General features: G+C 62.6%; 16 protein-coding genes. 10 read left to right on the top strand and 6 right to left on the bottom strand.

Annotated elements, in window-relative coordinates:
• The first annotated feature begins 19 nt into the window (after positions 1–19).
• From D109_RS0100425 to D109_RS0100415, 3 genes are all read left to right on the top strand, one after another.
• Positions 20–1,435 (top strand): cytosine permease, encoded by a 1,416-nt coding sequence (locus D109_RS0100425; RefSeq protein ID WP_003210161.1) that lies wholly within the window; start codon positions 20–22, stop codon positions 1,433–1,435.
• A gap of 223 nt (positions 1,436–1,658) precedes the next feature.
• The gene (locus tag D109_RS0100420) at positions 1,659–2,150 is read left to right on the top strand and encodes a GNAT family N-acetyltransferase (RefSeq protein WP_017475123.1); all 492 of its coding nucleotides are present in this window, start codon (positions 1,659–1,661) and stop codon (positions 2,148–2,150) included.
• The gene (locus D109_RS0100415) at positions 2,147–2,572 is read left to right on the top strand and encodes an N-acetyltransferase (protein ID WP_017475122.1); all 426 of its coding nucleotides are present in this window, start codon (positions 2,147–2,149) and stop codon (positions 2,570–2,572) included. Before D109_RS0100420 ends, D109_RS0100415 begins: the two co-directional genes overlap by 4 nt.
• A gap of 10 nt (positions 2,573–2,582) precedes the next feature.
• Here D109_RS0100415 and D109_RS0100410 read toward each other — a convergent pair whose 3' ends face one another.
• The 4 genes from D109_RS0100410 to D109_RS0100395 all read right to left on the bottom strand — a co-directional run bounded on the left by D109_RS0100410 (position 2,583) and on the right by D109_RS0100395 (position 5,263).
• A complete protein-coding gene (locus D109_RS0100410) occupies positions 2,583–2,795 on the bottom strand; it encodes a hypothetical protein (RefSeq protein WP_017475121.1) in 213 nt (70 codons plus the stop codon).
• Positions 2,788–3,333 carry a hypothetical protein gene (locus D109_RS0100405; RefSeq protein ID WP_017475120.1) on the bottom strand — a complete coding sequence of 182 codons (546 nt, stop codon included), beginning with the start codon at positions 3,331–3,333 and terminating at the stop codon, positions 2,788–2,790. Before D109_RS0100405 ends, D109_RS0100410 begins: the two co-directional genes overlap by 8 nt.
• 75 nt (positions 3,334–3,408) lie before the next feature.
• Positions 3,409–3,936, bottom strand: a complete 528-nt coding sequence (locus D109_RS0100400) for a GNAT family N-acetyltransferase (RefSeq protein WP_017475119.1) — start codon at positions 3,934–3,936, stop codon at positions 3,409–3,411.
• A 121-nt stretch (positions 3,937–4,057) separates the two neighbouring features.
• A complete protein-coding gene (locus D109_RS0100395) occupies positions 4,058–5,263 on the bottom strand; it encodes a YgcG family protein (protein ID WP_017475118.1) in 1,206 nt (401 codons plus the stop codon).
• A gap of 127 nt (positions 5,264–5,390) precedes the next feature.
• Here D109_RS0100395 and D109_RS0100390 point away from each other — a divergent pair, with 127 nt between their 5' ends.
• Positions 5,391–6,209, top strand: coding sequence for an alpha/beta fold hydrolase (locus D109_RS0100390; protein WP_017475117.1), 819 nt, complete (start codon positions 5,391–5,393; stop codon positions 6,207–6,209).
• Complete coding sequence (locus tag D109_RS0100385; RefSeq protein ID WP_017475116.1) at positions 6,196–7,371, top strand: PAS domain-containing sensor histidine kinase; 1,176 nt, start codon at positions 6,196–6,198, stop codon at positions 7,369–7,371. The genes D109_RS0100390 and D109_RS0100385 overlap by 14 nt, the downstream gene beginning before the upstream one ends.
• Here the strand turns inward: D109_RS0100385 and dapF are convergent.
• On the bottom strand, positions 7,340–8,173 hold the full coding sequence (gene dapF, locus D109_RS0100380; RefSeq protein ID WP_017475115.1) for a diaminopimelate epimerase: 834 nt from the start codon (positions 8,171–8,173) through the stop codon (positions 7,340–7,342). The two genes, D109_RS0100385 and dapF, sit on opposite strands and share 32 nt — an antisense overlap.
• Before the next feature lie 131 nt (positions 8,174–8,304).
• Between dapF and D109_RS0100375 the strand changes: the two genes are divergently transcribed.
• From D109_RS0100375 to chrA, 5 genes are all read left to right on the top strand, one after another.
• On the top strand, positions 8,305–9,363 hold the full coding sequence (locus D109_RS0100375; protein ID WP_017475114.1) for an alginate lyase family protein: 1,059 nt from the start codon (positions 8,305–8,307) through the stop codon (positions 9,361–9,363).
• Between the two features lie 45 nt (positions 9,364–9,408).
• Entirely contained in the window at positions 9,409–9,915 is a 507-nt protein-coding gene (locus D109_RS0100370; RefSeq protein ID WP_017475113.1) for an AAA family ATPase, read from the top strand.
• A 78-nt stretch (positions 9,916–9,993) separates the two neighbouring features.
• A complete protein-coding gene (locus D109_RS0100365) occupies positions 9,994–10,269 on the top strand; it encodes a metal/formaldehyde-sensitive transcriptional repressor (RefSeq protein ID WP_017475112.1) in 276 nt (91 codons plus the stop codon).
• A gap of 13 nt (positions 10,270–10,282) precedes the next feature.
• Positions 10,283–11,209 carry a CDF family Co(II)/Ni(II) efflux transporter DmeF gene (dmeF, locus tag D109_RS0100360; RefSeq protein WP_017475111.1) on the top strand — a complete coding sequence of 309 codons (927 nt, stop codon included), beginning with the start codon at positions 10,283–10,285 and terminating at the stop codon, positions 11,207–11,209.
• A gap of 54 nt (positions 11,210–11,263) precedes the next feature.
• A complete protein-coding gene (gene chrA, locus D109_RS0100355; RefSeq protein ID WP_017475110.1) occupies positions 11,264–12,454 on the top strand; it encodes a chromate efflux transporter in 1,191 nt (396 codons plus the stop codon).
• Here chrA and D109_RS0100350 read toward each other — a convergent pair.
• Positions 12,444–14,006, bottom strand: a complete 1,563-nt coding sequence (locus D109_RS0100350; protein WP_017475109.1) for a murein L,D-transpeptidase — start codon at positions 14,004–14,006, stop codon at positions 12,444–12,446. The two genes, chrA and D109_RS0100350, sit on opposite strands and share 11 nt — an antisense overlap.
• Positions 14,007–14,016 lie beyond the last annotated feature (10 nt).

Genomic DNA, 14,016 nt, shown 5'->3' with positions numbered 1-14,016 from the left:
CCTTGCCTTGGAGCTCGTCATGGTTACCACTGCAACATCCTCCGCCCCGCTTATCGAAAAACACACGATTGGATACGTGCCCCCGGAAGATCGCCACGGAAAGGTAAGAGACCTGTTCACCCTGTGGTTCGGCGGCAACATCGCGCCGTTGCCCATCGTCACCGGCGCGCTGGCCGTGCAACTGTTCGGCCTGAACCTGGTGTGGGGCATCATCGCCATCCTCGTCGGCCACCTCGTCGGCGGCGTGCTGATGGCATTGCACTCGGCCCAGGGCCCGCAAATGGGCATCCCGCAAATGATCCAGAGCCGCGCCCAGTTCGGCTCCCTCGGGGCGCTGCTGGTGGTGGTGATCGCCGGGGTGATGTACATCGGCTTCTTCGCCTCCAACATCGTACTGGCGGGCAAATCCCTGCACGGCGTGGTAGATGCGATCCCGGTGCCAGTGGGCATCGTCATCGGCGCCATCGGCTCGGGCATCATCGGCATCATCGGCTACCGCTTCATCCACGTGCTCAACCGCATCGGCACCTGGGTGCTGGGCGCGGGCATCGTGCTGGGTTTCGGCTACATCTTCACCCATGTGCAGACGGCCGACTTCCTGACGCGCGGCAACTTCAACATCTCCGGCTGGCTGGCCACCGTCTCGCTGGCTGCGCTGTGGCAGATCGCGTTTGCACCGTATGTGTCTGACTACTCCCGCTACCTGCCGGCGGATGTGCCGGTGGCGTCGACCTTCTGGACCACCTATCTGGGCACCGTGCTCGGTTCCAGCCTGTCGTTCATCTTCGGTGCGGTTGCGGTACTGGCCACGCCGGTGGGCATGGACACCATGGACGCGGTCAAACTGGCGACCGGCTCCATTGGCCCGCTGATGCTGTTGCTGTTCCTGCTCAGCGTGATCAGCCACAACGCGCTTAACCTGTACGGCGCGGTGCTGTCGTTGATCACCCTGGTACAGACCTTTGCCTACCGCTGGATCCCGACCGCCAAGGCGCGCGCCGTGATCTCGGTGCTGGTGCTGGCGGCGTGTTCGATTGCGGCGGTGTTTGCGTCGAAGGATTTTATCGGGCACTTCGTGGACATGGTGCTGGTGCTGCTGGTGGTACTGGTGCCGTGGACGGCGATCAACCTGATCGACTTCTATGCAATCCATAAGGGCAAGTACGACATCGGCTCGATCTTTCGGGTGGATGGCGGGATTTACGGGCGGTACAACCCTCAGGCGCTGGTGGCCTATGCGGTGGGGATTGTGGTGCAGATTCCGTTTATGAATACGCCGCTGTATGTCGGGCCGATTTCGGCACACATCAACGGGGCGGATTTGTCCTGGTTGGTGGGGTTGGTGGTGACATCGCCGCTGTATTTCTGGTTGGCGAGTCGGGACAGTGCGTATAAGCGCCGGTTGGAGGGGGGGAAGTTGGTGGGTGGGGTTTAATAGAGCCCGGCTCAGTTATGAGAAAACCCGCATTTGCGGGTTTTCTAGTTATAGGGCTTGGCGAGTCTTGGTGGTGTCAGGAAGGCCGCCATCGCGGCCTCGCTAAAGCTCGACGGCTCCCACAGGGGATCGGGGTGTGGGTGGGTTTTGTGTTCGGCGGTGCTGTCGGGGTGTTCTTTCTTTATCATGGGGGCTGTCGTTCAATTTCCACTCTGGTAACCCAATGCCCGCCCTCACCTTCCGTAACGCCAAACCCGCCGACGCCAACCGTTGCTACGAGATCGAAATCTCGGCCTACGAAGGCGACGAAGCCGCCACCCTGGAAAAGATCGCCACGCGCATCGCGCTGTACCCCCAAGGCTTTCTGATTCTGGAGGCGGATGGTGTTGTGGTCGGTTTCATCAACTGCGGTTGCGCCGATGAAGTGGTGATGTCGGATGAGGCCTTCAAGGAGTTGGTCGGGCATTCAGCCGATGCGCCGAATGTGGTGATCATGTCGGTGGTGGTTGACCCGGCTCATCAGGGCAAGGGTTATTCGACGCAGTTGATGAAGACGTTTATCCAGCGCATGCAGGCGATGGGCAAGAAGACCATTCACCTGATGTGCAAGGACCGCCACGTGGAGCTGTATAAGCGCATGGGCTATCGCTATGTGCAGCCGTCGGCGTCGGACCATGGCGGGATGGCGTGGCATGAGATGGTGATGGATCTGTGAAGCCGCATCTGATTGAGGTCGGCGACCAGCCAGACGCCAAGGCCGAGCAGCTCCTGGGCAGCGGCCTCGCCGCCTTCAACGAGCACGTCACCGGGTCCAATGACCGACGTCCGTTGACGGTGCTGATCAAGCATCCCGACACCGGTGAAACCCTCGGCGGCATCACCGGCAAAACCAGCCTCGGCATGGCCTTTCTCGACCTGTTTCATCTGCCCGAGGCCCTGCGTGGCTCAGGCCTGGGCACAACGCTGCTGAAAGCATTCGAAGACGAAGCCCGTCACCGTGGCTGCCTCTCGGCGATGCTGTACACCCTCAGTTTCCAGGCCCCGGAGTTTTACGAGAAGAATGGCTGGGTGCGGTTTGGTGAAATCCCTTGCGACCCGGAAGGCAGCAGCCGGGTGTTCCTGAGCAAAATGCTCTGAGGAACTTACTTCACTCGATGTCGAACATACGCTCAATCAGCTTTATCGCCTGACGCCCATCCGCCGCATACAACCCAGCTAGCGCTTGTTGATCCGAAAGCCGGTGCAAGTTGAAGTGGTTGTAGAACGCTTGGCCGGTGCGCTGCGATTCAAAATGACTCGCCTCAAGAAGGCGCAGGAACTCCAGATAAGCCAACTTCTCCAGTGCGAGGCGCTCAGCCATCACCCTGTCCTTCCAACGGGAAAATGACTTCCTGAGTGTCCAGGTTCTTGATCGTCGAGTACGTGCGGTACTCCACGCTGTAGGCACCCGGGTAGCCCTTGGTGCTGGCGGTCATGCGGAAGGTCACGACATACCGCTGGCCCCCGGCAAACACCACATCATCGGCGCCTTTGTTGCAGAAGGCGCCGCCGGTGCCCAAGGCGTTCATCGACACGTTGCACCAGCGCAATGAATGCTTGCCCGGAGCCAACTTGAGCGCCTGTTCACCGGACACATCAAGGATCGAACGTCGACCGGCGCCCGGGAGCGCAACGCCGTCTACTTCCGTGGCCAACACCAAGCGGTGAAACGGCACGCCCAGTTCACGTACCCGGAACGTTTCGAAGTACACCAGCGCTGCATTCGGGTGGTTGTCGGAGAGGTCGACCGGTTGCATTTTTTCCGGGGCCCAATCGCCTTGGTAGTTCTTGTAGTGGTAGTCGGAACAGGCGCCGAGCAGCGGGAATACACAGGCAACGGCGAGCTTTAACACTTTCATCGGATAAACGGTCCTTGTGAGCGATGACATCATATCGACATCATTTCGATTTTCTTAAGTGCAATTGCTCACGCGTTAAGACTGAAGTCTTTTACCAAACAGCCGATTTTCATGGCTCTCATTCTGAAACGTGTAAGTCGGCGCTCCCAGCAGTTCATAACCACGGCGCGGATAAAAACCCAGCGCCCGCTCGTTGCCGACCCACACCGTCGCCCACAACAAAGACGCGCCACCCTGCCCTGCACGCTGTTCAGCCGCTTGCAGCAAACGGTAGCCGAGTCCGAGCCCGGTAAACCGTTCCTGGATGTAGAGTCGCTGCAACTCCGCCGCTTTCGGGGTTGAGATCAGCGCATGGCCGGTGTCCATCGCCACCTGGGCAAACCCCACCAGATGCCCATTGGATTCAGCGACGATAATCCCCGTGCCCGGCTGGGCGATCAGTCCAGAGATCGCGTGGGGCGAAAACGCTTGCAACGCCTCGGCAGCGATTGAATCGCGAATGCCTTCTGTGGCGTAGGTATCGAGAAAAACCTGCATGCCCAGCACGCCAATGCATAACGCGTCTTCAGGGAGCGCATCGCGGATAAGTATGTCGGGGAGCATTCGATGGGCGCTCTCATCATCAGGAAGGGCAACGTTTTAACACAACGGCACACCAGTTCTACGCGGGCTTCAGTTTCAAGGGTTGGATTGCCTACAAGCCCGCCTAGCTTCCGGGGGAGCCTTACCAACTCCCCGACGCCCCACCCCCACCGCTGGAACCGCCACCACCCGAAGAGCTGCTGCTGGAACTGGAACTCGAACCGGAGGAGCTGGAGCCCCCACCAGACCCCGACCCCGCCCCGCCGCTGATACCGTGGGCAAAGATGAACAGCGCCGCGAACGAAGCGAATGGAAACGCCAGCAGCCATCCCGTGGCGCCCTTATCAATCAATGCCCCAGCGACCCCGTACACCACCAGCACCGCCACCAGCCGCGCGATAAAGCCGCCCTGGCTCTCTTTCCACAGGCTTTTCATCACCAGGAACAGGCCGAAGTACAGGCCCAGGATCAGCAGCCCGGCCATGGGATAAGCCAGCCAGTGGATCAGCGACAGGTCGCTAACAAAGTGATCGGTCAGCAGCACCCCGGCGATATAGATCAACAACCCCAGCACGGCATAAAACGCCGCCCTCGCCTGCCACAACGCGCCAAACGTGGCGCCGCCAATCAACATGCACAGGGGCAGCAACAGCAAATAGACCGGCCAGTCCTTGCCGCCTGCAACCGCCACCAGCGCCACAGTGACAACGACTACCGCCATCAGGGCTCGGCGCCAAGGGAGTTTTTCGGCGCCCATCAATACCCCGACTACCCCGCCAAACATGAACGCCAGGAGCACCGCATACGCTTCAGGCGGAAACCCGGCCTTGGCCACCTCGGGCAAGTTGCCGCCGTCCACCAATAGCGTCAGGTCGTCCACCGCCTGTTGCACGCCGCCGGCGTAATCGCCCTGGCGAAAGGCCGGGGTGATGTGTTCTTCGATGATGCGGTGGGCCAGCAGGTCGGTGACCACGCCTTCCAGGCCGTAACCGACTTCGATCCGCACCTTGCGATCGTCTTTCGCCACCAGCAGCAGGATGCCGTCGTTGACGTCCTTGCGCCCCAGTTTCCAGGCACGGAACAGTTGGTTGGCGAAGTCCTCGATGCCAACGCCCTGGGTGCTCGGCAGCAGCATCACCGCGACCTGGGCGCCTTTGCGTTGTTCCAGGCCGGCGAGTTGCGCGGTCATACGGGACTGAGTGGCGGCGTCGAGGGTGCGGGTCAGGTCGATCACGCGCTGGTCCAGCGCAACCGTGACCGGCGCCGGGGGAACGGTATCGGCCCACACCTGCGAGCCGGAAACGATCAGTAGCAAGCCCAAGACACATTGCCGTAGGAACACCATCATGTTTTGTTACCTGAAGTTTCATCCTGAATCGGCCGACTTTACCCTATCGACGCTATAAACAGGTGACCCGACGCCACCGACTATCTAGACTTACGCCACCCCCACACAGGCCCTACACGAGAATGCCATGGACCTTCAGCAGCGCAACAACGTCAAGGTGTTTGGCAGCGGTCCCTCGACCCTGGTTTTCTCCCATGGTTTCGGGTGTGATCAAACCATGTGGAATTACCTGTTTCCTCACTTCACCGGGCGCTTCCGCGTGGTGTTGTATGACCTGGTGGGGGCTGGCCGGTCTGACCTGAGCGCGTACGACAGCGAAAAATACAGCTCACTGACCGGCTACGCCCACGACTTGGGCGAGATTGTTGATGAATACGCCGTGGGCCCGGTGGTGCTGGTGGGGCACTCCGTCAGCGCCATGATCGGTGCACTGGCCGATCGGCAGTCCCCAGGGCGAGTAGCCGCCCATGTGATGATCGGTCCTTCGCCCTGCTACATCGATTCCGGTGCCTATACGGGCGGGTTCACCCTTGAGGATATCCATTCGTTGCTCGATACCCTCGACAGCAATTACCTCGGCTGGTCCAGCACCATGGCCCCGGTGATCATGGGCGCGCCCGGGCAACCGGCCCTCGGCGAAGAACTGACCAACAGCTTCTGCCGCACCGAGCCCGACATCGCCAAGCGCTTCGCACGGGTGACCTTCCTGTCGGACAACCGCCAGGACATCGCGGGCCTGATGACCCCGACCCTGATTCTGCAATCCACCGACGACTTGATCGCACCGGTCTGCGTGGGTGAATACCTGCATGCGGCGTTGCCCGCCAGCATCTATTGCCTGGTCGATAACGTGGGGCATTGCCCGCACATGAGTGCACCCGGGGCCTGCTCAGTGGCCATGGACAGTTTCCTGTTGCCATGGGTAGGTGCCGATGCCAGCCGATAACCTGTCGTTGCCGGACTCTCAACGTTTGTTCGACGGCGCGCCCTGCGCCTTGGTGGTGACCCGGGAAGACGGCACCATCGTGCAGGCCAACCAGTGCTTCAGCGACTGGACCGGCTTCAGCGTCGATGAGTTGAAGGAACGGCGATTTCAGGACTTGCTGACGATGGGCGGGCGGATCTTCCATCAGACGCACTTGGGGCCACTGATGAAAATGCAGGGCTCCATCGCTGAAGTAAAACTCGACCTGCTGCACCGTGACCGGCGCACCGTCACGGTATTGCTCAACGGCGTCAGGTATGAACATGCCGGCATTGCCTATAACGAACTGGCCCTCTTCGGCACCACCGACCGCGACAAGTACGAGCGTGAATTGCTCAATGCCCGCAAAATGGCTGAAGCCTTGTTGCAGGAAAAGACCGCCACTGAAGTCGCGCTGCAGCAGGCCCAGGCCGAACTGAGCAGCGCCTATGAAATCGCCCAGCGCCGGGCGCTGTTTGCCGAACAGATGGTCGCGATTGTCAGCCATGACCTGAAGAACCCGCTTACCGCGATCAAGATGGCCTCGGAGTTCCTCGCCCGTGGCGAGCGCAGCGCCAAGGAGCGCCAACTGCTGGGGCATATCGGCCAGTCCACCGAGCGGGCGCAGCGGATGATCGCCGACTTGCTGGACTTCACCCAGGCCAGAGTCGGCCAGGGCATCGGCATCAACCCCACAGCACTCGACCTGCACACCGTCACCCGTGACAGTCTCGACGAGTTGCGGGTGGCGTTCCCCAAGGCGACCCTCGAACATCACGCCACGGGCAGCGCCCGCACGTTCCTGGATGCCGACCGCATCCAACAAATCATCGGCAACCTGGTGGCCAACAGCGTGGCGTACGGCGACCTGCAACAGCCGATTACCATCACCTCGCACCAGGACGCGCAAGAGAGCCGGCTCTCGGTACATAACCAGGGCGCGGCCATTCCCGAAGCGTTGATGGCCGGATTGTTTGAACCCATGACCCGAGGCACGGAGCAGGACAGTGAGGTGCGTAGCGTTGGCCTGGGGCTGTTTATCGTGCGGGAAATCGCCAAGGCCCATGATGGAGGTGTTTCGGTGAGCTCAAGCCCGGACCGGGGCACCACCTTCAGTGTGCACTTTCCATTGCGCCACCCATGAGCGCGGCAGCCACCGTGCCGTGAACAACGGTTTGGACAGCCCCCGTCAACACCACGCCGCCGTGCCCATCCCAATGCACCGTCACCGTACCGCCATCGCATTGCACGTCGACGGTGTCGTCCAATAGCCCACGACGAATCCCGTTGACCACCGCACCACAACAGCACGAGCCCGAGCCCTGCGGGATGCCGCCGCCCCGCTCCCAGATCCGCAGGCGGATATGGCTGCGGTCCAGCACTTGCACGAAATGCACGTTGGTCTTGTTGGGAAACAATGGGTGGTTTTCCAGCGACGGCCCAAGCGTCGCGATATCGACCGCCGCAAGGTCGTCGACAAAGAACGTGCAATGCGGGTTACCCATGCTGCACGCTGCCGGGTCGCCCTCCAGCGGCAAGCGTTCGGTGCCCATCGCTTGCGCCAGCGGGATGTCTTCCCAGCCCAATGACGGCCGCCCCATGTCCACCGACACCCGCTGCCCCGATTCGCGCGCGCAGGTCAGCAGCCCCCGGTTGGTTCGCAGCACGAGGGTGGCGGTGCCGGCTTCGCGCATCAGCATGTCCGCAACCCCACGGGTAGCGCTGCCGCAGGTATCGAGCGGGGTGCCGTTGGGGTTCCAGAATGTGATGCGGGCAGCGGCGTCAGCGCAATCGAGCACCACGGCCAATTGATTGAAGCCGATGCCGCGATGACGGTCCCCCAGACGGCGGGCGATGTGCGCGGTGATCGGGTCATCCCGGCCGCGCCGGTCGATCACGATGAAGTCATCACCGTGGGCGTGCATCTTCACGAACTGCAAGGTCATGGGGCGTCCTGTTCTCGACCGGGCTTGGCAGGCTAGGATAGAGGGCTGGCGGGTATTTCATCAAATCCCCATCACGGGCATGGTAGCGTGACTTTGCCCCCGCCCGGGTCAATCCATCCCTGAGGAACAGCATGCTACAACGCTCTCTGAAAACCGTGGCACTGGCCGCGCTGCTCGCCTCGTTCGCCCAAGCCGCCCTTGCCGCGCCCCAGGTCCTGAGTGCCTGCCAGCCCGCCACCTCGAACCCGACCTCCAAATCGCTCCTGGCCGCCGCCCAGCGCCACCTCGGTGACCAACCCGACGCCCTGCCCCATCTGCACACCGAAGGCACGCTGCCGAACCAGGGCATCCGCGAGCAAAGCATCGCCGCCGAGAAGGATTGGCCAGTGATGCGCCAGGCTGCCCTGGCCTGGCGCCTGAGCCGCGACACGCGCTATCTCAAGCAGGTGGATGACTACCTGAGCGCGTGGGCCAGCACCTATCAGCCGGATTTCAACCCGATCGACGAAACCAACCTCGACATGCTGATGAACGCCTACGCGCTCACCGCCGGCGACCTTCGCCCCCAGACCCGCGACGCCACTCGCGCGCTGCTGATCAACCTGGGCAACGGTTATATCGAACGCATCAAGCAGTTCCATGGCGCCAAGAAGGCCACCAACACCAATAACTGGCAGAGCCACCGCGTTAAGCTGGTCACGGTAGCCGCGGCGGCATTGGGCGACCGCGAGATGCTGGAAGAGGCCTTCAAACTGTTCCAGCAACAGATCACCGACAACGTGCTGCCTGACGGCTCGGTGACCGACTTCCAGGACCGTGACGCCCTGCACTACGTGGTCTACGACCTGGAGCCGCTGGTTCAGGCGGCGCTGGCGGCCAAGCCCTACGGCATTGGCGGCAACTGGCTGGACTTCACCGCGCCCCACGGCGGCTCGCTGAGCGAAGCACTGGACTGGCTCGCGCCGTATGCCAAAGGCCAGCGCAGCCATGAAGAGTTCGTGAACACCCATGTGCAGTTCGACAGGGACCGCGCCCGCATCGGCGAACCGGGCTACAGCGGCGAGTGGAACCCCAAGAGCAGCAATACCCTGTACTGGCTGGCCGCGCAGTTGGACGCGCGGTATCTGCCGGTGGCCGAACAGCTCGCGCCCAAGCCTTCGGACTGGATCAGCGCCTGTTATTTGAAGTGAGTCGCCCGGTAGACTGAGCCGGCTCACCCACTCGAAGGATCGACGATGCTTATTGTGTTCAGCGGCCTGCCCGGCAGCGGTAAGACCACGATTGCCAAGGCCCTTGCCGGCCAATCCGGCGCCGTGTATCTGCGCATCGACGCCATCGAGCAGGCCATCCGGGATGCGGGGGTTCTGGCACAGGGCGTGGGCAGCAGCGGCTATCAGGTGGCCAATGCGCTGGCGTTGAGCAACCTTCTGCTGGGCCACAGGGTTGTCGTAGATTGCGTTAACCCGGTGGCTGAAAGTCGTCAGGCGTGGAGCGACACCGCGCTAAGCGCCGATACGCCGCTGGTGAATATCCAGGTGATTTGCTCCGACTCGCAGGAACACCAACGCCGGGTGGAATCACGCACCAGCGACATTCCGGGGCTCACACCGCCCACCTGGCAGTCTGTCCTGGCCCATGAATATGAGCCATGGCACGACGCGCCCTTTACCGTCGACACCGCACAACTGCCTGCCAATGAAGCCCTGGCGCTGATTACCCGCCGACTTGCCGACCTGTGCTGACTCCTTCTCCGCCGCCCCTTGCGCGAATCACCCGCACCTGTAACTATCCGCTTCAAATATAGGTAGGGGGGGTATGGTATGGCTCACATCAAATCAGGCAAGGATGACCTGCTCAAGCGTGTCAAACGCATCGCCGGGCAGATCCAGGCCGTGGAACGGGCGCTGGAGTCTGACGACGACTGCGCCAAAACCCTGCACCTGGTGGCCGCCACACGAGGCGCAATCAATGGGTTGATGGATGAAATCATCGAAGACCACGCCCGTGAACATGTGGCTCATCCCGATTTGAGCGCAGAAGAACGCGCCAAGGGCGTCGACGAATTACTCGAAGCCATCCGCCGCTACAGCAAATGAAGAGTTCGTTGACATGAGCGCCACCCACACCCACACCCACCCGCATGTGTTTCTCGGCGCCTCACACGATGAGAACGCCAAGCGCACCTTATGGGTCGTCGCACTCACCGTTGTCATGATGGTCGGGGAAATTACCGCCGGCTACATCACCGGCTCCATGGCCCTGCTTGCCGACGGTTTCCACATGGCTACCCATGCCGGCGCGCTCGGCATCGCGGCAGCGGCCTACGCCTATGCTCGGCGCCATGCCGCCAGCACTCGCTACAGCTTTGGCACCGGCAAAGTCGGCGACCTGGGCGGGTTTGCTTCGGCGCTGGTGTTGGGCCTGGTGGCGATCGGCATTGGCGTCGAGTCGCTGATCCGCCTGATGGAGCCGACCCAGGTCGACTTCGGCAGCGCGACGCTGATCGCCATCGCAGGCCTGGCGGTCAATGTCGTCAGCGCCCTGCTCCTCTCCGGCAGCCACGGTCATAGTCATCATCATGACCACGAGCATGATCACGGCCACAGCCATGGTCACGACAACAACCTGCGCTCGGCTTACGTTCATGTGCTGGCCGACGCGCTGACCTCCATCCTGGCCATCGCCGCGCTGCTGGCCGGGCGTTACCTGGGTTGGGTGTGGCTTGACCCGCTGATGGGGGTTGTCGGTGCACTGGTGATCGCACGCTGGGCCTGGACCTTGATGCGCGACACTTCAGGCGTGCTGCTGGACCGCACCGATGAGCACGTGGCCGAGGAAATCCGCGAGATCCTCGGTGCCACCGGCGACGTCAGCATTACCGACCTGCACGTATGGCAGGTAGGGCCAGAAGCACGCGCCGCGATTGTGAGTGTGCTGGGCAATGCCGAGGTAAACGCCGACATCATCCGCGAGCGCCTGGCGCCGGTGCATGAAGTGTCCCACCTGACCGTGGAATACCGCACGCTGTCTTCTTGAAGTCACGGTGATTGATTAGGATGCCCCGTCCTTTCCAACGAACAAGGCAACTGCATGGCCAACACGGATGCCCGTCACGCCGATAGCGCAGGCTCGGTGTTCCTGATTTTCCTGCGCCTTGGGCTGATTTCTTTCGGCGGGCCCGTCGCGCATCTGGGCTACTTTCGCGATGAGTTTGTGGCGCGACGCCGCTGGCTGAGCGAGCGCAGCTACGCCGAGTTGGTCGCGCTCTGTCAGTTCCTGCCTGGGCCGGCCAGCAGCCAGGTCGGCATTGCGCTGGGCCTGTCCCGGGCGGGATATGCCGGAGCGCTGGCCGCCTGGGCGGGGTTTACCCTGCCTTCGGCCACCGCCCTGATCCTGTTTGCAGTGGGCCTCTCGGAATATGCCGCCGTGCTCTCCTCGGGGGCCTTGCATGGGCTTAAGGTCGTCGCGGTGGCGGTGGTTGCCCAAGCCGTTTGGGGCATGGCGCGGCACCTGTGCAACGATGTGCCACGCGCGACAATCATGATGATTGCCGCCTGCGTCGCCCTGCTCGTACCGTTCGCCTGGGGACAGGTTGGGGTGATTGCCATCGCAGCGCTTACCGGATTGCGGTTGTTCACGCCCAGGGCCGGCGTCGAGCATGAAGCACTCCCAATAACCGTCAGCCGCCGCGCCGGTATGCTCTGGCTCTCGCTGTTTGTGTTGCTTCTGCTTGGCCTGCCGCTGGCCGCCCACTGGCTGCCGAACCCGACCCTGGCGCTGGTGGATGCATTCTATCGGGTGGGCTCACTGGTCTTCGGCGGCGGGCACGTGGTGCTGCCGCTGCTGCAAGCGCAGGTGGTGCCCAGCGGCTGGGTCAGCCATGAGGTTTTTCTGGCCGGCTACGGCGCCACCCAGGCCGTTCCGGGCCCGTTGTTTACCTTCGCGGCGTTCCTCGGCGCGTCGATGGGCCAGGGCTGGACCACCGGCGTGATTGCCTTGCTGGCGATCTTCGCGCCCTCGTTTCTGTTGATCATGGGGGCCTTGCCGTTCTGGGACAGCATGCGCCGCAGCGTGCGTGCCCAAGGCGCCCTGGCCGGGGTGAACGCCGCCGTGGTCGGCCTGTTGTTGGCGGCGCTCTACCAGCCGGTTTGGACCAACGCGATTTTTCGGCCGGCGGATTTCGCCCTGGCGCTTGTTGCTCTTGTGGCGCTGATGTTCTGGAAGCTGCCGCCGTGGCTGGTGGTCGCTGTGGGCGCCCTTGCTGGCTGGTTTATAGCGTGACGCCCATCGCCTTCATCAACACCGGATCCCGCCCGTAAATATCCGGCGCGTACAGCAACGCGCCCTTGCCATCGACCTGCACCGTCCAGTACCCCAGCAGCACCGGTACCGGCGTGGCGAGCCGGAACTCGTGGGTGGTTTCCGTCGCCAGCAGCTCTTCGGTGCGGATCTTCTCCGCCGGGCTAACCAGCAAGTCCCGCAATTGCAACGGCTGCTCAACCCTCACACACCCCGAACTGAAAGCCCGCGGTCCCTTGGAAAACAGCGGCTGGCTCGGCGTGTCGTGCAGGTACACCGAGTACGGGTTGGGAAAGCGCAGCACGATTCGGCCCAGCGGGTTGCGCGGGCCTGCGCCCTGGCGCAGCAGGATGTTGCCCGGGTGCGACCAGTCGACCTGTTCCGGCGCCAGCGGGTTGCCCTGGCTGTCGAGCACTTGCAGGTTCTGTTGGCGCAAGTATTCGGGGTTCAGGCGGATCGCCGGCAGCTTGTCCTCGCGCATGATGGTGGGCGGGATGGTCCAGGTGGGGTTCAGGGTCAGCCGGGTGATGCGCGATTTCAGCAGCGGTGTCTGGCGGTCGGCGCGGCCGACTTGCAGGCGGGTTTGCCACACCGGCACACCGCCTTGGTAGAAACTCAGTTGCGCCGCTGCCACGTTCACCAACACGCCGTCAGGCTCCAGGTCTCGGGACAACCAGCGAAACCGCTCCAGGTTGATGCGCAGTTGTTCGCGGCGAATCGCCGGGCTGATGTTCAGCTCGGTGACGGTGCCCGGGCCGATCACACCGTCGGCTTGCAGGGAATGGCTTTGCTGGAAGGTCTTCACCGCGTTGACCAGTTCGCCACGGTACTGTGTCCCGGCGGAGGTGCCGCTCAGATAGCCGCCATTGACCATGCGCCGTGCCAGTTGCGGCACCCGCGAATCGTCCATCCCGGGGCGCAACAACGGGCCGCTGGCCACGGCTTCCCAATGCTGCAACGGTTGCTGGCGCAAGGCGGCATAGGCGCTGCGCAGGCCAAGGTATAGCGGCGCGCTCGGGCGGGCCTGGTCGAAAGCCTGGGCGACGTCCTGCATACCGGCCTCGGCCATGGCCAGTACTTGGGTGTCGGAGTCCGGGGCCGGTTGCGAGTGCCAGACGGGCTCGAAGCGCGACTGCTGCAAGCGGCCGAAATGCAGATCCTGCAGGGCTTGCAGGTACTGCTGGCTGGTACCGATGTCGAGGCACAGCACGTTCCCCGTGGCATCCGCCGGGGGCAGTCTATAGTGAGTCGGGTCCAGGCCATCGTCGGCCAGCAACTGCAGTTGGGCTTGCAAGGCGGCGCGGCGATCCCCCTCGGACCACAGCACCACATCGCCCTGCTGCTGATAAAACGCCTGCAAACGCGCCTGGGAAGGCGCATCGACCTGCCCGGCCAGGCCTGGGCAAACCGTCGACAATTGCGAGAGCGCCAGTTGCACCGGGGCCGGTGACACCACCAACAGGTCTTCGGCTGTCGCGACCAGCGGTGCAACGAGCAGGCAAATGCTCAAGTAACATGCGTGTTTTTTGAACAATCGCTTAACT

It is taken from the genome of Pseudomonas sp. PAMC 26793 (genome assembly GCF_000313235.1).
GTDB classification, from domain to species: Bacteria; Pseudomonadota; Gammaproteobacteria; order Pseudomonadales; family Pseudomonadaceae; genus Aquipseudomonas; species Aquipseudomonas yamanorum.
Note: the sequence above shows the minus strand (reverse complement) of the source record. Positions and strands in the feature narration are given on the sequence as shown.